Annotated in this window: 13 protein-coding genes; 1 reads left to right on the forward strand and 12 read right to left on the reverse strand. The window is 43.3% G+C overall.

All coding sequences use genetic code 11. The features are described from left to right. Nucleotides 1-11: 11 nt before the first annotated feature. From RZO55_RS21305 to RZO55_RS21350, 10 genes are all read right to left on the reverse strand, one after another. The gene (locus RZO55_RS21305) at nucleotides 12-809 is read right to left on the reverse strand and encodes a polysaccharide deacetylase family protein (protein WP_336624342.1); all 798 of its coding nucleotides are present in this window, start codon (nucleotides 807-809) and stop codon (nucleotides 12-14) included. An 8-nt stretch (nucleotides 810-817) separates the two neighbouring features. Next, on the reverse strand, nucleotides 818-1,867 hold the full coding sequence (locus RZO55_RS21310; protein WP_318066280.1) for a glycoside hydrolase family 88/105 protein: 1,050 nt from the start codon (nucleotides 1,865-1,867) through the stop codon (nucleotides 818-820). 45 nt (nucleotides 1,868-1,912) lie between these two features. Then, complete coding sequence (locus RZO55_RS21315) at nucleotides 1,913-5,077, reverse strand: rhamnogalacturonan lyase family protein (protein ID WP_318066281.1); 3,165 nt, start codon at nucleotides 5,075-5,077, stop codon at nucleotides 1,913-1,915. Nucleotides 5,078-5,083: 6 nt separating this feature from the next. After that, the gene (locus RZO55_RS21320; RefSeq protein WP_318066282.1) at nucleotides 5,084-7,705 is read right to left on the reverse strand and encodes an exo-rhamnogalacturonan lyase family protein; all 2,622 of its coding nucleotides are present in this window, start codon (nucleotides 7,703-7,705) and stop codon (nucleotides 5,084-5,086) included. Between the two features lie 86 nt (nucleotides 7,706-7,791). Next, on the reverse strand, nucleotides 7,792-9,354 hold the full coding sequence (locus tag RZO55_RS21325) for an extracellular solute-binding protein (RefSeq protein WP_318066283.1): 1,563 nt from the start codon (nucleotides 9,352-9,354) through the stop codon (nucleotides 7,792-7,794). 37 nt (nucleotides 9,355-9,391) lie between these two features. After that, nucleotides 9,392-10,294 carry a carbohydrate ABC transporter permease gene (locus RZO55_RS21330; protein ID WP_318066284.1) on the reverse strand — a complete coding sequence of 301 codons (903 nt, stop codon included), beginning with the start codon at nucleotides 10,292-10,294 and terminating at the stop codon, nucleotides 9,392-9,394. 16 nt (nucleotides 10,295-10,310) lie between these two features. Next, nucleotides 10,311-11,273: an ABC transporter permease gene (locus RZO55_RS21335; protein ID WP_318066285.1), complete on the reverse strand. Its 963-nt coding sequence runs from the start codon at nucleotides 11,271-11,273 to the stop codon at nucleotides 10,311-10,313. A 225-nt stretch (nucleotides 11,274-11,498) separates the two neighbouring features. Beyond that, nucleotides 11,499-13,682, reverse strand: coding sequence for a helix-turn-helix domain-containing protein (locus RZO55_RS21340; RefSeq protein ID WP_318066286.1), 2,184 nt, complete (start codon nucleotides 13,680-13,682; stop codon nucleotides 11,499-11,501). 12 nt (nucleotides 13,683-13,694) lie between these two features. Continuing rightward, on the reverse strand, nucleotides 13,695-16,745 hold the full coding sequence (locus RZO55_RS21345; RefSeq protein ID WP_318066287.1) for a DUF8487 domain-containing protein: 3,051 nt from the start codon (nucleotides 16,743-16,745) through the stop codon (nucleotides 13,695-13,697). Nucleotides 16,746-17,041: 296 nt separating this feature from the next. Continuing rightward, on the reverse strand, nucleotides 17,042-17,740 hold the full coding sequence (locus RZO55_RS21350) for a DUF1961 family protein (protein ID WP_318066288.1): 699 nt from the start codon (nucleotides 17,738-17,740) through the stop codon (nucleotides 17,042-17,044). Nucleotides 17,741-17,936: 196 nt separating this feature from the next. Here RZO55_RS21350 and RZO55_RS21355 point away from each other — a divergent pair, with 196 nt between their 5' ends. Then, nucleotides 17,937-19,268 carry an HD-GYP domain-containing protein gene (locus RZO55_RS21355; protein ID WP_318066289.1) on the forward strand — a complete coding sequence of 444 codons (1,332 nt, stop codon included), beginning with the start codon at nucleotides 17,937-17,939 and terminating at the stop codon, nucleotides 19,266-19,268. 77 nt (nucleotides 19,269-19,345) lie between these two features. On the opposite strand, the gene RZO55_RS21360 is transcribed toward RZO55_RS21355, so the two are convergent. Next, on the reverse strand, nucleotides 19,346-20,533 hold the full coding sequence (locus RZO55_RS21360; protein ID WP_318066290.1) for a MalY/PatB family protein: 1,188 nt from the start codon (nucleotides 20,531-20,533) through the stop codon (nucleotides 19,346-19,348). Between the two features lie 28 nt (nucleotides 20,534-20,561). Further along, nucleotides 20,562-21,866: a PTS sugar transporter subunit IIC gene (locus tag RZO55_RS21365; protein ID WP_318066291.1), complete on the reverse strand. Its 1,305-nt coding sequence runs from the start codon at nucleotides 21,864-21,866 to the stop codon at nucleotides 20,562-20,564. Between the last annotated feature and the right edge of the window lie 19 nt (nucleotides 21,867-21,885).

Raw genomic sequence — 21,885 nt, forward strand, 5'->3', positions numbered from 1 at the left:
GAAAATAAAATTCAAATCATGATCTGGCTTCCACCAGGCACTTCCACAATCGTTCCATCCACACTGATCCAGACCGGCTTTGCTGATGGATTGTACACAAAGTCTCCGTCAATGGTATACTTAAGGGCAGCAGCCGCATTCATATAATCAACAATCTCAATATTTGTTGCATACCAGGTATCCTCCCGCTGCCCTGCCATACGGCAGAATTCTTCCATAAGATCCCAGTTGTCATCTCTTGGAAATTCATAGCTGTGTCCCCATACATACATCAAATAAAGATACTGGGTTTTATTAAGCTCAATGAAACGTTTTCCATTATCCAGAAGATTGTGGTTATGATGGCAGGTGGATTTCCATGTTAAATAGTTTTCCGGCATGTTAAAATCATCAGTGCTTCCAACTACCCTGCAGTATTCAATTCCCAGGCCTGGAAGCATATCCACAATTTCCTGTGTATACGAACCATTGGGATAAGACATTCCCCGTACCGGACAGCCTGCTGCCCTCTCTAACGCCCTCCTGTCCTCCAGTACCTGAAGGGCCACCTGAGGAAGAGGACACCTGGCAATCGTAGGATGGAGTACTGTATGACAGGAAACCTCATGTCCCCTGTATAATTCTTTCCATTCCTCCGGTTTTATCCGGTTTTCATCCTCCATGAGTCCGGAATTTAAATGAAACGTACCTTTTATGCCGTAATGATTAAAGATTTCAATAAGTCTCCGGTCCTCAATCCTACCATCGTCATAACTCATGGTAAGAACCTTATGCTTCCCTCCCGGAAAGCAGGTATAAATTCTTCTCAATTGATTCATCATAATGCACCATCCCCTGCAATGTTATCATAATTCAGAACTGCGGCAAAAAATGCAAGTGCCATACCCTGTCCCCAGCCCTGAATCCATTTTTTCGAAATATTCCGGTAACCGTCACGATCCTTCATTACAGCGGTTCCGCCTGAAACCTCCGTAACTCTGCCATCAGCAGCCACATGGTCTAAAACACCGTCAATGGATTTTTCTATATATTTTATATGAAGCGGATTCCCCTTTAAAGTCATAGCCGCCGCAATACCGGCAGATGCCGATAGCTCCTCATAAGAGTCTTCATCATTTAAGATGGTTCTCCACAGGCCTTTCTCCGTCTGCAGAAGCTTTAATGCGGAGAGCTGTTCATTTAAGCTGCCCACGATTTCCAGATACTGGGGATAGAGGTAGCACTCCGGCAGGATCAGCCCTACCTTGCTCATGGTATAAGCTGCCCAGCAGTTAGCCCTTCCCCAGTAAAATCCCGACATATGGTCCTTTGTAATATTGTTGTAGCCATGATACCATAATCCGGTATTCTCATCCTGAAGATACTGGATATGCCAGTAATACTGGTTTAAAGCATCACCTGTCAATTCCTCGTCCTTTGTCATAACACCGACCCGTAACAGAAAAAATGCTGCCATAAACAGAGTATCTGCCCAGCACTGCTCCGGGAAATCGTTGTTGGCAGAAACCGTATGCTGCAGCACATGGTCACCGAAACGCAGGGCATCCTTCCTTAAATATTCCGTCTTGGAGCGGATGATGTCCATGTATTTCTCTTCCCCAGTGGCCTGGTATAATGTTATGAGACAATGACCCATGGCACAAGTGTTTACGGTCCAGGCCGGGAGTCCCAGTTCAATCAGTTCATTCACCCTCTCCTTTAAAAATTCCAGATAGCCTTCCTTTTTCGTTACCTCATAAGCTTCTGCAAGTCCATAATATGCGACGCCACAAGGCCAGTCCCAGGACATATCCATCCGTTTAGTCCGTTCCACAATGCGGTCCATAGCTTCTTCCAGCCTGCCCCTGTCATAATGAATCCTTCCCATCTTACAATCCGCCTTCCTTCTCCGGTTTCTGCCGGTCAATTTGATCTATTTTTTATCTATTATAAGTGTTTTCACTTCATTTGCCAATAATCCGGCATAGCAATCTGCCCCTTCCCTGCTTAAATGTACCAGATCGGGAATGTATAGTCTTCTTGAATCCGTTTCGCCTGCTGTTTCACAATGCTGTTTCGTCAGGCTGTTCATATCTATATAAAGGATGCCCTCTCTCTTTGCAAACACCTCCATCTGACTGCAATAACCGGGCAGAAGACGGGCAATCTCCCCCTTCTCCCCTTCCTGGTTCTCTTTGCACGGACATAAACTGACTGGAGAAATCAGAACCGGAACCGCCCCCACCTTTCTGGCTGTATCCACACAATGTTTCAGATACAAAGGAAAATCAGAAACCGGAACATATCGTTCTGCCTTTGAGACAGATGCATCGTTGTGCCCGAACTGAATAAAAAGATAATCTCCTTCCCTGATATGGCTCCGGATATCCTCCAGGCGTCCTTCTTCCAGAAATGTCCTGGTTGACCTGCCGGACATGGCGCAGTTATCTACAATCAAATGGCGGCTTTCATACCGCATTTCCTGTTTAAAGGGACAGTCCTTTCTGTGGTAGGTCTCATAGCAGTTTCCTTCATCCAGATGCTTTAGAAGCATTTCTCCAAGTCCGTATCTGGGTCTGTCTTCTTCCCTTCCGGTCTGTATAATAGAATCACCCGCCAGGTAAATAACAGGTTTCCGGTACATATAAGGAAGGACCCTGTTAAATTCCATGTCACTAGCATAGTAAAACTCCGGATAGCACGGCTGGTTGTAGCAGTTGTTCTGCCATGCTGCGCCGCACCGGTACTGGACATCATGCATCAGGGTAAACAGCTTATGATCCGTCAGCTCCGTATTGGTATAAATGCGGATCGACGAGCTATCCTCTGTCCGAAGAAGGATCTCTTCCCTGAAATCTCCGAAGATATCGGCTGTCAGACAGGGATTTCCCTTGGTCCCGTTGTTGGTCATGGTATTTTCGGGCAGCTGCATGATTCCATGGGTAAAATCATTGATCACTCCTACTGGATTCTGGCTTAAATAGTCCGCCCCATCCGTGATCTGTGTGGTCAGATCGCCTGCCCACCGAATGGACATGTTACTGCCTAATGTTTCTTTCTTAAGAAGCTTTCCATGGCAGTCATACGTCCCCACTCCGTTGACCCAGCACTGCAGCCCCCGCACACCGGGAACCACATCTCCGATCATACACCGGCCTAAATCTCTCTTAGCATACTCTCCGAACAGGACTTTACCAGACTGCGCATCCCTGAGGGCATAACCGTAAGGTGCATGTTCTGCCCCTTCAAATACGTTAAATATCTCATAGCCAGGCCGGTCCGGGTCAATATCCGCCACGTGCATGGCATCTCCGTGCCCCAGCTTTGCGGTCCTGCCGTCCGGAAGCTTATCCCTGGAGCTGTAAAGCAGGCTTCCGTCGTGATCGATACAGGCGGCCCCGTATAGGATCTCCATGCAGCCATCCCCATCCACATCGGCTGTGGAAACGGAATGATTTCCCTGACCTGCCAGTTCTCCGTAAACAGGATCGGTTCCGCATAAATCATGGGGATTATCGCAGAACGGATTCTTCATAGGCACAAATCCGCTGTCTGCGGACCATGTCTGGTGAAAACAGTTATCAAAAAAATCATAAGCAGCGATTGCAGCTCTGGTATAATATCCGCGGCAGACCACCAGATAAGGCCGTTTTCCGTCCAGATAGGCCACTGCAGACAAAAACCGATCCACGCGGTTGCAGGGTTCGATCCGGTTCATGGCATAATCGCCCCATAGAAGACCGTCATCCACCCTTTCAAATGGAAATGGAATCGTCTGAAGCTCTTTCCCGTCTCCCCCAAACATAGTCAGGTACTCCGGACCTTCAAAGATAAAGCCCTCGAACTCCCGCAGATTATTTTTAGGGCTTCTGGATGGTGCATAAACATCCAGAAAATAATCTGTCAGACATTCTGAATCTTCCTGGCTTAATGGATAAGAATACTTCCCGGGGATGCCAAAGCACTGTTCCAGGCTTTCCGGCCAATGCCCTGCCTTCACTTCCGGATGATCGTTCCATGTACGGAACACTTCCGTTAAATGCTTCCTGTAACTCTTAAAGCTGCACACATAGGAATCGTCATGGCTATACCCATGGTCTAAGTCCTCCTTCGGCATGGTGATAAAGAATTCCTCTGCAGGCTTACCGTCCGGCCCATAGACCGTCATCGCGGTACCCGGAGCGGTTTTTACCGCAATTTCAGCCTTCCCGTCTCCATTAAAGTCAAAGCACATAAACTGAGTATAGTGAGCCCCTGCCCGGATGTTGGAACCCATGTTAAGCCGCCATAAAAGGGTTCCATCCAGTTTATAGCAGTCTATGTAACAGCGGCCTGTATACCCTTTTATGGAAACATCATGGGAATTGGAAGGATCCCATTTTACGATGTATTCATATTCACCGTCTCCATCCACATCTGCAACGGACATGTCATTAGCGGAATAGGTAAAGGCTTCGCCGGAAGGTGTCACACCCGGCTCCGGCTTATTAAGCGGTATGTCCAGATACTCCTTCTCCCACACCTTTACAGGCTGGCAAGTATCGTATTCCATCCCGTTTATTGCAGGAGCCACTCCATATTCTGATTGTACATCCCCATCCGGATCCAGATAGTTTGTACTGTCTTTCACTTCTGCGATTTTCGTTCCATTCCGATAGAGATGAAAATAAACTCCGGTCAAACCACCGTTTTTATATCCAGTAACTTCTGTTAAAAACAATCTCCAGCTTAAAAATACTCCGTTCTTTGTCCTGACAGCTGTCAGTCCTCTGTTAAGTTTCTCCAGCTGTTCCCGTTTTATATAGTGAACAGATGTAACATACACCTCCTCATGGATCATGCTGCCTGATTTCACTGCGCAGATTCTGATATAATGAGGAATATGAGTAGATTTATATAGGGTAAACCGCAGCGTGTCATCTGCGGATATCTCCTCAATAAACCGGTAATTCCCTGGCTCTGTATCCCGGTCGGACCAATAGACACGGTAAACCTCCGCTCCCTCCAGCCGGTCCCAGGAAACCGTCACCTCCTGGTTCGATATCTCTTCTATCCTGATCATGCTTCCCTCCATTTTTCTGGCTATACAAAGCTTCATCTTTCATTATGCCTTATGGAACATTTCCTCCGGCATGGTTTCTACCAGTTCATCACCTTCCTTTAGTGTCTTCGGAAGATAACTGCGGATAAATTCAAGAACAACAATCACATTTAAACACCACTGTGCGGTAAAATTCGTAGATATCCATGGAATCTCCTTCAGATTTTTTTGATTCCCCTGATTGGAAAGGGTAAGAATTTTAAATCCGTCATGATTTCCCTGGCTGATGGAAGCATGGAGGAGATACTGCCACGTTCTTTCTGCCAGCACCTGATCTTTCAGATACCAGGCCCCGTAGGCTCCCATAGCTGCCGCCATAAAAGGAAGACTGAATTCCCTTTTGCCTATGATGCCGTCTGACTCTTCTATCTGCTGCTGCCGGGGCAGATAATAAAACCTGCCGTAATCTGCCAGCATCCGCTTCCATTCCTCATCCTCTATTAAGTCGGATAACTCCATCCATACCTCAGGTGCTCCCATGCAGATCTGAAGATGGGTTCCTCCTGACGCCCTCTCTCCAATATAACGCAGATGGACATCAGCCGGATTAAATTCAAAATCAGGACCTGATATCAGCTTTAAAGGCGCCTTTTTAATATCCCGGATTCCCGTAAGAATCTTATCTCTGTATTTCTTATCGCCAAACCGCTCCCACTCAGTCAGCCAGTTTGCACACAGAGAAGACCAGTCCGGCCCGGTTCTGGCATGAGCCGGATAAACCATTTCCTCCTTGTCGTAAAAATCACCCAGAGGGTCCTTATTTAAAAAAGTTACTTCATTATCCTTTAATTCTTCAAATATATCTTCCAGCCGCCGGTCTCCTGTCAGATAATAATAAAACCGGTGATGGGCCGCCATGGCAATCCGTGCCTCCTTGCAGGGACAGCCCCAGTGCCTGACATTATGGCGGGAACCGAGTCCCTTATATTTTCCCATATGATACACATCTACCTCGGAAGCATGTCTTGACAGTTTCTCTGCCAGCACGAAGATATCTTCCCGGCCTGTTCTCATGAATGAATACCATAACCAGAGAGTGGGAACCAGTTCTGTATTGTCCCAGGCATATCCGCCCATATCATACCGCCACTGATGGCGCTCCCTGTCATAGGTATGCATGAAATCACCATAATTAAACAGCCCATACCAATTTCTCTGATCCACTTCATTCCGGTAAAAATCCACGGCTATATCAAGCTGATCCTCCAGCCAGCATTCCATCTGCGTATTACGCTGCGGCAGGGACCAGTACCCAAATGCCTTTCTCTCATGATAATATTCCGGGCTTCCCAAATACTGAGCAGGCCGTTTCACTGATTCCGCAAATTCCGCCAGTTCCTGGTCTTTTGGAATCATCTCCTCCGATAACATGACAGAGCATTCGCTGGTACAGGCCATTCCATAAGGTGTAGCACCTTTATAATCATATCCCTCATAATATACCTGGTTATAGCCCCGGTTTGCATAGTGACGGAAGTCCATGGCCTGTGCACTGGGAGACCACAGCCACATGACAGTCTCCGCCATATCCCCGTCCAGATTCTTAAACGTATAACCTGACGGATACTTTTCCCAAAAATCCCTGATTGAAAACAGTACTGAGCCATGTTCTGATCCCAATGCGGCGGCTCCCTCTGTCCTTTTTCCGTGGAGACAGTCCAGATAGCAGCAGTTTTCATCCTTTATTTTCTTTTTGATGCAGAAATGGTTTGCACTGTCCTGGCATAAATCATATTCACTCCAAAACGGCATGTCTTTCAGTACTGTGTCCACTGTCTCTTTATCACTACCGGTAAGCTTCAGTCTTTCTCCCCTGATCTGTTTTTCATAAATTTCCTGTGAAACCTTTGGTCTCCATGACAGAAGCTGGGCCATGCTTTCATGGAACACGCCATGGTCCCCCATGAATTTTACATGCCGGTTATAAATCTTCCCCTCTAAAGGAGATTGAAAGCGAATCCCGATTCCTTTTAAAAAATCTTTATCTTCATCACCGTCATATAAAAATGTATGTATAAAATCAATACGCGGACTGTCAAATCCAACTTTCATGCGGATGACAAACGGAATCTTTTTATCTTTATCAGCTGATTCGTGATAACCGGTATATTTTATAATAACCTGTAATTCTCCTTCCTCCTCCACGGTCAGTTCCGTAATCCTGGAATCATATTCCTTTTCAACTTTGACTGTATTGCCGTTCCAGACGGAAGGTTCCTCCAAAAGCAATACCGTTCTGCCATTTATGAGAAACTCTTTTTCATGAAAATAAATGGAATCGATCAGTTTCCTGCTGTCACAGGCAATTTTCACCCTTATGCTCCCGGCAAAAATCTCCATAAAACCATCTTTTTTCACAACCTGGATCTTCTGCTTTAATTGAGAAGGGATTCCGGGCACGACTTCAATCTCATTTCCCAAAAGGGCAGCATCCGCCGTATGAGCGGTCCATTTTACGGAACCATCCGGCCACCAGGCTGTAATCCGGCTCTGCATCGGAAGATTATCTTTCTGCCTGTTTTTTAACTGATACTTCGTTTCTTTCGTACAGCTTCCTTTCTCCCACAAACAACCCCAGGTTGTATATCCAGACAGCCTTCTGTCTCCCAGGCTATGTAATCTCATATCAATCTGCCTCCTAAAAATCCTGCTGCACAAAAGGCTTCAACCGTTATCACACGCCTGAAGCCTTTTGTATCACTGCTGTGTTATTATTTTGACGTATCGTTCTGGTAAAGCTGGTTGATCTCCTCTATCAGTCTGTCTCCGCCACGGTCCAGCCACTGTTTTGATGCTGCCTCCAGACCTTCATCGTCAATCTGTCCGCAGATATACTGGGTTCTGGCATCATCAATGATCTGCTCTATGTCTGTTCCCACCTCTGCATTTACCTCAGAATTGGCCAGGTAGCCTAAAGCCGGATTATAAACGGCAACCTTTTCATTTCTTTCATATGCCTGATCCTGTGCGATCATTGGGTCATCCTTTTCCAGGGTTGGAGATTTCGCTTCCCTGTTTGGAATGTAACAAATACTCTGGTTTAAGCCTGCAGACGGAGTGTATTGTGCCTCCATTTCATGTCTCAGCACAACTTTCCCTGCTTCATTTAAATCGTAAGTAACTCCTTCTAAGCCGTAGTCAGCCAGTATAAGCATCTCATCATCACACATCTTATCCAGGAAATGCAGACAATTCTTTACATCTTCCTCTGTCTTTGCCCCTGCCCTGGTAATCAGGTAGTATCCGTTAAAGCCGCTGTTTGCCAGTGTTCTGTCATTGATTGGTCCTACCAGTGTCATGGAAGCATTCTTAGCGGGATCGGTCACTGATTTTACACCATTCATATTATAATAGGACCAGATTCTCTTGGCACCATCCATAACATCAAGAAACGCTCCTGCTTCCCCTTTCTTACATCCATCCTGAAAGGTTCCTGAATCGACCGTAGCCCAGTCTTTTCTGATCAGACCATCGTCATATATCTTTTTCATCCACGTTAAAGCTTCTTTGTATTCTTTTGTCTGATGGACCGGAACCAGCTTCCCGTCTTTTTCCACCCATTCATTCCCACAGCCAAACCATGTCTGGATAATATCAAGCGGTCCGGTATATTTTGTCATTTCAAGGCCATAGGTATCATTGATTCCATTGCCATCCGGATCGTCATACGTAAATTTGTAAAGCATATTGTAAACATCTTCAACCGTTTTCGGCTCTTCGGTAATGCCTACCGCCTCTGCCCAGTCTGTGCGGTAAGAGAATCCGTAACGGCCGATCACCCTGGACCGGTATATAGCTATGATTTTCCCATCTACAGTCAGTGCCTTTAACACCTTCGGATTTGCCTGTGACAGGTTTTTATAATTCTCCTTATCCTGCAGATATGGTGTAAGGTCCCAGAATGCGCCCTTTCTTGCTGCATCCACCACATTAGCCGTTAAGTCTCCGGAAGCAGTCACAACCATAGGCATATTGTCTTTGTCCATTAAAGTAAGTCCAAGCTTTTCTTTATAAGTATCATTTGATTCCCATTGCCAGTTCACATGAGTGCCGGTATAATCTTCGAATTTTTTAATAACCTCATCAGACTTATCATTCTTTAAATCGGTACCATAAAATGATGGTGCCATGAAAGTAATGGTTTGTTTTCCATCTGCCGTTGTATTGGCAGCCTCCTTTTTTGCGGATGCCGCATTACCGCCGCAGGCAGATACTGATAATGCCACTGCACCTGCTAATGATACCGATACCGCTCGTTTCCATGTTTTTTTCATCTTAAACCTCTCCTTTTACATTTTATAATTTTTGCACTCAGCCTTTTACTGAGCCCACCATAACACCCTGGGTAAAGTACTTCTGTATAAATGGATATACCACTAAGATTGGAACAGTGGCAACCACAGTTGTGGCCATTTTAACCGCCTTCTCCGGAGGCATACCAAACAGCCCCCAGTCAAATCCACCTTCCGTTGCAACGGAAGACGTCAGAAAAATAATTCGTCTTAATACAATCTGAATTACTTCTTTGTTTTTATCAGAAATATACATCATTGCATCAAAGTAAGAATTCCAGTGAGAGACTGCATAGAAGAGGGATACACTTGCAATGACCGGTTTGGAAAGGGGAAGTATAATTTTCAAAAATATCTGTGCATCATTACCTCCATCCATTCTGGCCGCTTCCTCTAATTCTGCGGGAAGTCCCTGAAAATAATTTTTAATAATTATCATATTAAATGCATTCACTGCCCCCGGAAGCCATAATGCCCAATATGTATTTTTTAAATGTAATACATTGGAAACCAGCATGTAGGCAGGAACCATACCACCTGAAAACAGCATGGTGATAATGACCATATTGGTAAAGAAAATCCGTCCTTTGAAATAAGGTCTGGACAAAGGATATGCCAGTGAGCAGGAAAGAGTCATATTAATTAAAACACCTATGATTGTCACAAAGAGAGAATTTAACAATCCTTTTGCCACATCACCCGTTTTAAATATATACTGGTACGCATTAAAGGAAATAGTATGAGGGAACAGAAAAAAGGCACGCTCTGTCAGTTCCCTTTCTGTTGCAAAAGAACCTGCAACAATATAAACAAATGGAAGAAGAGTAATTAATGCAAATATTCCTATAAAAAGGTAGATGAGAACCTGAATCAGTTCATCTCCTGGACTTCTTTTCACTTTCAAATGCTTTGTTTTTGCCATTGCTTCATTCTCCTTTTTAATAGAATCCGGACTCTCCAAACGCTTTCGCAAGCTTATTTGCACCTAAAACCATAATCATACTGACGATGGATTTAAACATGCCTGCTGCCGTTGCCATAGAATAATTCCCGTTTACAACACCCTTCATATAGATGTAGGTATCGAAAACATCGGAAACGGACCGGTTCATGGAATTCTGCATCAGAAAGATCTGTTCATAGCTGGTATTTAAAATTGTACCGATTTTTAAGATCAGCATAATAACAATGGTAGACCGGATCGCAGGCAATGTAATATGCCACATTTTATGCCATCGGTTGGCACCATCAACCTCTGCTGCTTCATAAAGCTGGACATCAACGCCGGAAAGTGCTGCAAGAAAAATAATGGTGCCATATCCTGTTTCCTTCCACATACTCTGCCCCACAATCATGTGGACAAACAGCCCGGGATTTGACATGATATCCGGCGCATTGGCTCTTCCAAACATCTGGACCAGTACATGGTAAACCAGACCATCTGTCGTACTAAAAAGCTGAGCAGTCAATGCTGCCACAATTACCATGGAAATAAAATGGGGAATATACACCATTGTCTGCGTTACACGCTTAAAAGCCACATTCTTTATCTCGTTTAAGAATAGTGCCAGTATAATCGGAGCTGGAAAATAAAAGATTAAACTGGCAAAAGAAATAGACAAAGTATTTTTAAGAACCTTAAAAAAATCCGGACCTGTAAAAAACTTTTTAAATATATCCAATCCTACAAACGGACTCTTAATAAACGCACCAATCATGGAATCGCCGTTATAAGGGCTGAAATCCTGAAATGCCATAATTAGTCCGCCCATGGGAAGATACCGGAATACCAGCATATAAATCACACCTGGTACAATCATAATATACAGCCACTTATGTACGTAAAGTTCATGCCTCCATGTACCCGCTCTGGTCTTTGCATTACTTTGCATCTTTTCCATATGCTCTCCTTTTCAATTTCCCCTTTTCATTAATCTACCTGATTTTGGTGATTATGTCTGGTTTTTGTAGTTTGCGGCGCCGCTGTGTGAGCACATTTTATATCCTGTAACTGGCATTTGTAAATAATCATTTTATAACCGGTTTAAAACAGAAAAAAAGCCCCATATCCCGCATTATGAAACGGTTTTATGAGGCCGTTAAAGGGAAATTATCAATTTCTTCCATCACTTACGGTGTTCCCTGCGAAATGCTGCGGGGGTAAATCCCACATTATTTTTAAAAAAGCGAATAAAGTTTTGTACATTATTATAGGTCAGCCTTTCAGAAATCTCGGCCACGGAGTATTCTGTTGTCAAAAGCATATATTTTGCCTGCTTCAGTTTCTCCTCCGTTGCCATATCAGTAAACGTAATTCCTAATTCCCGCTTAATGACCTTGCTTAAATAATTGGGATGATAGGACAGCTTTTCTGCACAATCATTGAGGCTTATATTTCCTTTGCTGTCTTTAATCAGATCAACTGCTTGCCGGACAATTAAAGACTCCTCTCCCTCCTGCCCTTTTTTGATCAGCCTGGAAATAATTGGCTTAATAATCTGATCATTCACTGCTGAAATAACTTTTTTCTTATCATAGATCTGAGTGATGGAATTGAGTATATTATATTGTTCGCTGTCAAATACATCAGATAACGAAATATTGGCAGATGACGGTATATTCAGCATCGCAGTAAGTAACCTTGTCAAATAAAAATTACGTTCGATCCCAACCACATTTTTAATTTCCATCCGGTCAATGATTACATTCAGCAGACATGCTGCCTCTTCTTCCTTACCGCTTGTAATCGACTGGATCAATTCATTTTCCATAATCATATCGTAAACATTTCCCACCTGGCTCTTCATTAAATAATCATCAAACAGGACCAAAGAGGAATTATTCATGTCTGCTTTATTTGATTTATTATACAGCGCTTCTGCACATTCACTGTATGCACGCCTTACATGATGAAGTCTGTGAAATGGCTGGCTGATTCCCGATGCAATGACAAATCCATAAGATTCTGCTATATAATCCTTCAGCCCCTTATAAAGCACAGCTGTTTTGGCATCCACCTCCATATCGTTTTGTGCCCCGGTTATGAATATCAGTTTATCCCGGTAATATACAGGAGCGATAAAAATATCATTCTCCAATGCCTTCGGCAGCGCAGAAAGAATTTCAGTATATTTTTCCTTTCCTTTTTCCTCATCGTACGGAGCACTTTTACAGATCATGGCAATCATCCGGTATGCATATAAGGGCATGATTTCCGATTTTTTTAATGCTTCTTCTATATTTTTTTCATTCAGTTCCCCCTCAATTAAATTGGAGACTAACAGTTTTTTAATCTGACGATCCTGGTCATCCACATATTTTTCCAGCCTTCTAAGAGGCATAGCAAATGCAGCCGCAGTCAGCTGAATGAAAAACAGAATAAGAGCAAAACCCGCCAAGACAGCAAAAGAAGCGAAAATAAATACGAAGGCATCCTTTTTTACGTTGGCTGTATTATACCCCACCAGATAGTTTAGTCCGCTTATCTCATCGGTCCGTACATTAATATGATATTTATCACCATTTTCACTCTTATAGACTCCGGAACCTTCTCTCCCGCTGTTTCGATACACATTCGTCATTGTGGGATTGGTTTCCAGCAGCACTTGCCCGCTTCCGATCATTGAAACGTCATACCCCATCATTTTATAGGACTTAGCCATTTCATTCAGCTGATTTTTATCAATCTTAATGGTAAGAAGCCAGGATAATCCGCCAATACCCTGTTCTTTTTTTATGACAAGGCGAAGACCGGAGGAATCCACGGTATTCGTCATCCGCATACTCCCGCTCATAGGGCTAAGAGCCCCGGACCGGTTCAGCCAGTATACAGACAACAGCATATTTTCCTGATCTTTTAAAAAATGTTCTGTCTCTTCCCTGTTTTTCATTTTATCAAATGAAAACATTCCATAATTATTAAACACCCAGCCATACTTTACATTAATGAATTCATAGTCAGCAATATATCTTCTCATAAAGTAATTGCCTTCTAAAATCCTCTGGGCCTGTTTTAAATTACTATATTTAGAAAACGGAGGCTCTTCCTGACGTTCCAGCCAGTGGATGTCATCTTTGCTTACTGCTTCAATATAGTATTCTTTTAAAGTGGACAAAATATTTTCGTATTCCCGCGAGACCTCATCACTATAAGAATTTAAAGCCATCTGTTTTTTTGAAGTTTCTCCCTTAATATAGATATTGCACGATATAATCCCCATAACAATGAGCGGTATCGTCACCAGCCCCAGCAGTTTTACAAATATCTGCTTTTCATAGGTTAATGAGCTAATAATTTTTTTAATCCGCATATTCCCCATTCCTTAATTCTCAATTTCTTTCGTCTTGCTCTTTAGAAACTGTTTCCAGAAAAGCGTGTCATTTCCTTGTACCTTTTTATCGCAGATAATATGTAATCCCGCTATCTGTATGGCAGGTATGCCCTGTTTTTTTATACAGTGCCAGCCATCAGACCTCTCTTCCCATACCGGCCGTTCCCCCATTGCGTAACCGGATAGGGCTGTGAATTTTATCGATTCTGTATCATATTCTTTATCAAACCAGGCTTTCTGAGACAAAAAGGATGATGCAAAATGCCCTCTGGCTGCTTCCTCCCAGTTTTCTCCCTGCCGCACATGAACCACGTAGTCTTTTATACAGCCCTGATGCATTCGGTCTTTTTGATCCGGTACAACAATCAGTCCTGATACCAAAATCCTCTCACTGAAAGAAATTTCCACAGAAATCGGATAATTATCTTTTTCTATCCACACAGAATGGTTTGGGTTCTCTTCTTCCAGAGCTGTTAAATTTATTACAGCTGCCTCTGGCTCTGCCCTGTAACTGGCATTTAACTGCCTCATTCTGTTATTGGGAAAGAGGTGGTCCTCAATCCATTCCGGCCTAAGCTCTGTTTCCGGACAGAATGATTCTGAAGCTGCATAGGTAAGAAGAGCCTTCTTTAAACTCCAGGCTGCCGGCCGTTTCTCAAACTCCCCTTCCAGGCATGCGCAGATAACAAGAAGCCTTCCTGCGTTTGCTCTTCCTTCAAAAATCAGTCCCAGCGGCAGATTCCTGTTCCAATCATCAATTGCAGAAACGATGGGAGTCAGTCCCTTTGGCATTTCATCAAGAAGAAAACCTCTTGCCTGATCTAAAATCTCCTCCCACTGCCAGCCTCCGTATTCCTCTGTTGGAAAATCCCGAAACAGGGGATGATCTTTGTGTATCACCAGTCCAAGGCTTCTTGTCCAGCCCGGTCCCATCTGGCTGTTCCAGAATACTGGTCTCATGGAAAGAGGAGGACAGTCGAAGTCCAGCTCAGATAAATAGGGGGAATAAACCACCCGTTTACCCCGCTCCAGCTCTCTTTTCGCCTCCTGCCAGTCTCTGGTGTACACAACCTCACTGCTTTTTTCCATATCAAAACAATCACTGCTTTTCTCATACACAAAAAAATCCCAGTGATTTCTCACCTTTCCCATCTCCACAGTCAGAGTGAGCTTTTTATTTTCTTTTATTACAGTAAAATCAGGTTCGATTTCCCCAATCTGCGTATTCTTTGCCGCGGGGATAAAACAATCCTTCCATACTCCCTTAAAAATCACAGTTTTTAAGCCATTTTCTTCTGTCTCAATGCTCCATTTGACATCGCAGCTTTCTATGGGCTCTTTCCCAAAATGACACACTTCAACTGGAATAATAACCTGGTCTGCTGTCTGATAAACATAGGATGGCATTCTGGCCAGAAGTACGGTTTCTCCACAAAATTCCCGGAATTCTTCCGGCTTTATGTACCCCTTACTTTCCCAGAATGGATCAAGCACCCCTACAAGGGCAGTTCCCTGTCCCAGATAATCATGTAAGTCCAGCATTTCAAATCCATAAAGATGAGGAGTCCGAAAATTAGCTTCCATGTCTTCCTTATACATCAACACCTGATTTTTTCCGGAACACCAGGCAAATTCGCGGCACTTTTGAAGCACGCCGTGTGCTCTGGCACTTTCCCGGAATACATTATAATTACCCGGTTTTAAATATCCGGTAAATTTCTCCATGACTGAAAAATCCGGATAAGAACACCATTGTCCCATCTCATGGCAAATGACAGGAAGCCTTGTCCCCTTTAAGGAAGCCCTGTAATCCTTCCCGCGCCAGCCTTCAAACCCACGAATGTTTCCTCCCAGAATCGGTCCATAAGCGGAACGGTGAAAATAAATATAATCGGTTCCTGTTATCTCTTCGGGTGGTGTATCGTAAAACCAGCCTGACTGGGCCGTATAAAGCCGTCTCCCTTCATACCCCAGACTGCGGTCGTATTCCCGGGTTTCTTTCACCCAGCGTTTCAGCGGACCGTACCATTTTCCGGAAGGCTCATTGGCAGGAGATAACAGCACAAAAGACGGGTGATGACCAAACTGGCTTAAGATTCTCCTGGTCTCATCTTTTAACACGGAAAGCATTGGGATCCCTTCCTCAAATACATTCCACATCCCACATTCTGCCTGAATATAAACTCCTGCACGGTCGGCTGCCGCAAATGCTGCCTCAGGAGGACAGTACGAATGGCACCTGATAAAATTAAATCCCCATTCCTTTATGATTTCCATACATTTCTCCCACCAGTCCGGGTTCGTCTCCGGATATCCGGTCAAAGGATAATCACCCCCAAAATGGGTTCCACGAAAATATTCCGGCCTGCCATCCACATAGAACAAACCTTCTTTCACCTCCAGAAATCTCGGTTGTTCCTTTGCATATCGTTTTTTTTCTTCCAGACGCCGCTCTGCTTCACCGGCGGAAATTATAACGATTTCTCCGGCCATACCATTCCATGTTGCTCCCAGAGAATCCGATACCTCATGTCCATCGGGACGGTACGGATACTGGAACCGGTTATCGATACAGACCGTCAATGTATGGGTTCCTGGACTCAGCTTCCCCAGACTGATCTGATGCGCTGTACACAACGAGCAGTCCCCGCCCTGCGGCGTTTCATCAACCCATGCAAAAGAGCTCCATCTGGTTAATTCAACAAAGAGATAGAATTCATCTCGCGTGTCCTCTGTGACAGTAAATTCTCTCTTATACCAGGCTCTTCCTAAGTAATGACGTGGAGGCTGCGAAAGAAACGGAATACTTAAGCCCCCCTCCTGTCCGTACGAATATTCTTCCCTTTCATACCAGAAGGGATCATGAAGCCCGCTGACCCACGGCGTATCCACCGTAACCTGGTTACCATATCCCTGGGCCTGCAGAATCCCCGGAAGTATAACCGATCCATCCGGCTTCCTTTTCGGCCGTTCCCTTTCCGGTATTTCTTCCTCTGTATTTTCCAGCCATACCTCCCATTTCCCCGCCAAATCCATTAACATACTTTTACCTACCTTTCATTTTATCTGTGATTTTCTTCTATCATGCATACAGGCATAAAAAAAGAGAGCAAAAGCTGCGTATTCTTATACTAACGCAGCTTTTGTTCCGTTTTATCTTCCTGTTACTATCTGATATACACCCACGCCCTATTTGTGACATATTATATCCCTGGCCCTGATAATTGTAAACAATCATTTTCTATCCACTTCTTGTCTGATCTCCTTCTCAAGTACGACGGATTTTTTCCACTTTAAAACGGTAGTTATCAATTTATGCCTTTAAATATTGTTGATAACTAGATCAGTTCATACACCTTTAAATTCCTGTAATCCGCAGTAAGAGGCGCCAGCTGGCGGAATCCGATTTTGCCTCCCTTTAAAACCTCTCCAAATGTATGTCCATCGTCTTCAAATTCAAATACCTGAAGATCATTAACTGAAAAACGGATTTCGTTATGATATTTCCGAATGGATATCCGGTAAAAGCCATTGGCATCAACTGCTCCAGGCAAAGGATCCGCCCCCTGTGCAACCAGATGGAATCCGTAGCTTTTTCTTAAATTACAGGTATGAAAAGCTCTCTCATCCGGCTCCTTTCTGCGAAAATATGATACATGAAAGGCATTGATATCACCGCTGTGATACTGGGGATATTCCCCCGTCCGTTCTGCCAGAGATGAGTCAAATAAGTCTTCTCCGTTCCGTCCCGAAGCAGCAAAAAATAAAATGCAAAGCCCCTGGTCAGTAACCGGTTTAAATTCCCAGGTAATCTTAATATTTTCCGGAAATTCCTCAGGACACCATAAAACGTAATTGGCCTTTTGTCCCAGTTCCTGATTCAGACCATTTTCTAAACGCATGTTCCCCTCTTCAAAGCTTATCGATGCCTTCCCTTCCAGCACGAAATTCTCCACATCTTCCGGTTTGGAAAGAGGATTATCGTAAATTAATTTTTCTTCAATCAGTTGAATGTAACCCGTTGTTTCTTTTTTCATGCTATTCCCTCCATAAGCACCTCTCATCATCAAACACAACGATTTTATTATACAACCGCTCTCCATTATTCTCAACTCGTTTTCCAGAGCTGTGTTTATAATTTTACACTAAAAAGCTGCTATTCTCTTCTTTCCATATGTAAACAGATATGGTAAACTATGTTACAGAACTGTGTACGAAAGGAGAACCTCATGCATGCAGGTGCAGTATACCAAAGCGATTAATAACGAAAGTATTCTTAACATTATACGACGTTTTTGCAATTATATAGATCCCCGGCTCACAGAACACGGTTCCCATGTGTCTTACATTGTATTCCGGATGCTGAAGGAGACGGGGCAGTTTACCAGCCAGGAGCTGAGAAACATCTGTTTTGTCGCACAGCTTCATGATATTGGCGCTTACAAGACAGAAGAAATCTCCCGCATGCTTCAGTTTGAAACGAAAGATGTCTGGGATCATTCTTTCTATGGATATCTTTTTATTCGTTATTTCTCTCCCCTTAGGGATTTAGCATTTGCAGTACTCCTGCACCATTCCAACTGGGATTTTCTGGAAAAAGAGAGCGGGCTGGATCCATTAATGAAGGATTTAGGACAGCTGATACATATAGCAGACAGGATTGATGTCTTAATGTCACTGCAGAAATATTCGTGGGAAGCTACGATTTCTTACTTAAAAAAGGAGCAGGGAACCGTCTATGCTCCTCATATCATAGAACATGCAGAGAAACTTTCTTTTAAAAAGTCCATTGAAGAAGAATGGCAATCAGACTGTCAGTTCAATGATTTTCTCACCGGAATACCACTTTCCGGGGATGATATCACTGATTATTTAAAAATGCTGGTTTTTATCATTGATTTCAGAAGCCACCACACAGTCACCCATACTATTACCACAACAAGTATCAGCTACGAGCTTGGTAAACTTCTTTCCTACCCGGAAGATCGTTTAAATGTGATTCTCTGCGGTGCTCTGCTTCATGACCTGGGAAAAATCGCAGTTCCTGTGGAGATACTAGAGTATCCGGGAAAGCTAAGCCGCCAGGCAATGAATATCATGAGAACTCATGTTGATTACACGGAAGAGATTTTTGGCGGGAGCATTGATGATGCGGTTGCACGGATTGCTCTGCGCCATCACGAAAAGCTGAATGGAACCGGTTATCCAAAGGGTCTGTCTGCAAGGGACTTATCAAAAGAGGAGCGCCTGGTAGCCATTGCAGATATCATTAGTGCACTTACCGGGACAAGAAGCTATAAGGATACTTATCCATCGGAAAAGATAAAGACGATACTGGAAGGCATGAAAAATGATGAGCTTGTGGACCCGGAGATTGTGAGAATCGCAGTGACAAATCTGGAGCGCATCCTTGATACAACTGCCATCCGCTGCAGGCCCATCCTTCATATCTATGAAAAGCTGAATAAAGAATACCTGTATCTTTTAGGACTTACTTCCGATGAGGAAAAACTTCGTTTTGCTCTTTCCATAAAGCAGCCGGAAAAAGCAACGATATGGCCATAAATAAAAGGAGAGAATTTTTCATGAAGAGACACCAGGGTTTGAATTAAAATGTAATTCAAACCCTGGTGTCTCATATATTACAATGTATTTACAGCCCGCTCCAGTCTACTTAAAGCCTCCTTAAGAACTGAACGGGGGCAGGCTATGTTGATTCGTTCAAATCCTTCTGCTGATTTACCAAACTTGAGACCGCTGTTCAGCCAGATACCTGCCTTATTCTCAAGCAGATCTATACGCTCTTCTTCGGATATGCCCAATTCCCTGAAATCCAGCCACAGGAGGTAGGTTGCATCCGGTTCAATCAATTTGATCCTGCTGATTTTTTTCTCCAGATACTCCCTTACATATGAAATGTTCCCTTTTAAATATTCCAATAGCTGTTCCAGCCAGTCTTCCCCATAACGGTACCCTGCTTCACATGCAACAAGCCCCAGGGTATTAAGATGGTCATATCCTACTGCTCTCATCTGCTTGCAGAACTTTTCTCTAAGACTGGAATTTGGAATAAAAATGTTAGATGTCTGCAATCCTGCAAGATTAAAAGTCTTGCTTGGGGCTGTACATGTCACTGTTCTTTCTTTCAATCCATCATTTAAATTTGCAAACACCTGATGTTTCCCATTGTATACAAAATCCTCATGTATTTCATCACTGATTATGATGATGTCTCTCCTGATGCAGATATCGCCCAGCTTTTCGAGTTCCTCATGGCTCCACACGATTCCACCCGGATTATGAGGATTGCATAATAAAAATAATTTAACATGATGCTGTACTGCTTTTCTTTCAAAATCTTCAAGATCCATATGGTATTTCCCGTCTTCTAAAAGAACAAGGGTATTGTCAATAACAACTCTGTCATTCTCCCTTACGACTTTGTCGAAGACCTGGTAAACTGGCTGCTGAATCAATACGCCGTCTCCAGGTTCGGTAAAAGCTCTTACTCCCATTGCAAGAGCAAATACAACTCCAGGACTCTTAACCAGCCAATCTTTTTCCACAATCCAGCCGTGCCTTTTTTTCAGCCAATAACGGACTGCCTCAAAATATCTGTCTTTTGTCTCGGTATAACCGAATATCCCCTGATTCACACGTTCATGAAGGGCATCCACGATTTCATCTGGTATCATAAAATCCATATCAGCTATCCACATAGGAAGAATATCCTCTGGTTTTCCTCTTTCAAGAACAAAGTCATATTTTAAGCTGTTAGTATTTTTACGATTAATAACCTGGTCAAAATCATATTTTTTCTTCAACATCATTCGCACACTCCAATTCCCAATAGTATGACTAGGCACTAATATTCTCTTTATTCTCTTCTTTGCAATACTGCTGATCCAACACTTTAACAAATGGATAGTAAATAATCGTAGATGCTAAAACTGCAACAACCTGAGTCACTGCACACTGCCAGCCGGAAACAGCAATTCCTGAAAAGATAATCGGCATTGCCCATGGGGCCTGTCTGGCAGCAAACATCGGCATGAATCCAATTGCAATTGATATGTAAGCAATAATTACTGAAACAATCGGAGCCAGCGTTATGGGTATTAAAAACAATGGATTGAAAATTACGGGGACTCCAAAAATAATGGGCTCATTAATATTAAAAAAAGATGGAATCAGAGATACATTTAGCATTGCCTTCATTCGGGAAGAACGCCTTACCAGAATCATACTCAGCACAAATCCTATGGTTAAACCAGCACCCCCGATGGTACCCATCTGATCTAACATCTGCACTGTTCCAATATGACCTGTCTGTATAGATAAATTACCAGCTTCTGCCAATGCCTGGTTCGCATCTGCATTCGCATACAGGATCGGATAAAGCATGGAGTTAACAACAGTAGGATGAATACCAAACCACCAGGCGAGACCATTTAATCCGGCTACAATAATTATCGCTATTGGTGAACCAATAATTCCCTGTAACGGAACCTGAATAATAGAATAAAGCAGCTGCGGAAATGAACCTGATATTCTGACTCCGATTCCATTAAAAATTAAAGAAGTCAATACAATCAGAAACCCGGGAATTAATGCGCTAAAAGCATTACTTATCATAGGCGGAACACTATCTGGCATTTTAATTATAATATTTTTTCGGACACAAAATCTGGTGATTTCCACTGAAATAATTGACATTATTAATGCAGCAATAACGCCTTTTGTTCCTGTCCATTCAAATGACATCACTCTGGTGATAATTTCTCCCGAATCAGAAACTACAGTTTTGGGAATCACCACAACATAAGCAACAATTCCTAATACCAGAGAGGTCAGTTTATCCATCTCATACCGTTCCGCCAGTTTATAAGACATGGTACCCGAAAATACCAGTCCCATAATATTGAATGTAGCCCGATATGCCGGGGAGATATAATCCATCCAATTCTCACCGAAGATTCCGGACATCCATTCTGTATAGCCAGGAATCGGGAAATCTGTAATGAGCATAAAAATAGATCCTATAATAGTAAGAGGCATAATTGCTAAAAATCCATATTTTATTGCCTGAAAATATCGGGAGTTAGTAATTTTATTCATTTTCCTGACTAACACCTGTTGCACCCAGTTTGTTAACTTATCCATTTTCCCACCTCATAAAAAC

The sequence above is a fragment of the Clostridium boliviensis genome (assembly GCF_033342255.1).
GTDB lineage: Bacteria > Bacillota > Clostridia > Lachnospirales > Lachnospiraceae > Lacrimispora > Lacrimispora boliviensis.

What these genes read in the sequence shown, in the direction of transcription:
- RZO55_RS21345 (WP_318066287.1), bottom strand. Translation starts at nt 16,745, where the DNA reads ATGTTAATGGATTTGGCGGGGAAATGGGAGGTATGGCTGGAAAATACA.
- RZO55_RS21320 (WP_318066282.1), bottom strand. Translation starts at nt 7,705, where the DNA reads ATGAGATTACATAGCCTGGGAGACAGAAGGCTGTCTGGATATACAACC.
- RZO55_RS21310 (WP_318066280.1), bottom strand. Translation starts at nt 1,867, where the DNA reads ATGGGAAGGATTCATTATGACAGGGGCAGGCTGGAAGAAGCTATGGAC.
- RZO55_RS21325 (WP_318066283.1), bottom strand. Translation starts at nt 9,354, where the DNA reads ATGAAAAAAACATGGAAACGAGCGGTATCGGTATCATTAGCAGGTGCA.
- RZO55_RS21330 (WP_318066284.1), bottom strand. Translation starts at nt 10,294, where the DNA reads ATGGCAAAAACAAAGCATTTGAAAGTGAAAAGAAGTCCAGGAGATGAA.
- RZO55_RS21315 (WP_318066281.1), bottom strand. Translation starts at nt 5,077, where the DNA reads ATGAAGCTTTGTATAGCCAGAAAAATGGAGGGAAGCATGATCAGGATA.
- RZO55_RS21355 (WP_318066289.1), top strand. Translation starts at nt 17,937, where the DNA reads ATGCAGGTGCAGTATACCAAAGCGATTAATAACGAAAGTATTCTTAAC.
- RZO55_RS21335 (WP_318066285.1), bottom strand. Translation starts at nt 11,273, where the DNA reads ATGGAAAAGATGCAAAGTAATGCAAAGACCAGAGCGGGTACATGGAGG.
- RZO55_RS21360 (WP_318066290.1), bottom strand. Translation starts at nt 20,533, where the DNA reads ATGATGTTGAAGAAAAAATATGATTTTGACCAGGTTATTAATCGTAAA.
- RZO55_RS21350 (WP_318066288.1), bottom strand. Translation starts at nt 17,740, where the DNA reads ATGAAAAAAGAAACAACGGGTTACATTCAACTGATTGAAGAAAAATTA.
- RZO55_RS21340 (WP_318066286.1), bottom strand. Translation starts at nt 13,682, where the DNA reads ATGCGGATTAAAAAAATTATTAGCTCATTAACCTATGAAAAGCAGATA.
- RZO55_RS21365 (WP_318066291.1), bottom strand. Translation starts at nt 21,866, where the DNA reads ATGGATAAGTTAACAAACTGGGTGCAACAGGTGTTAGTCAGGAAAATG.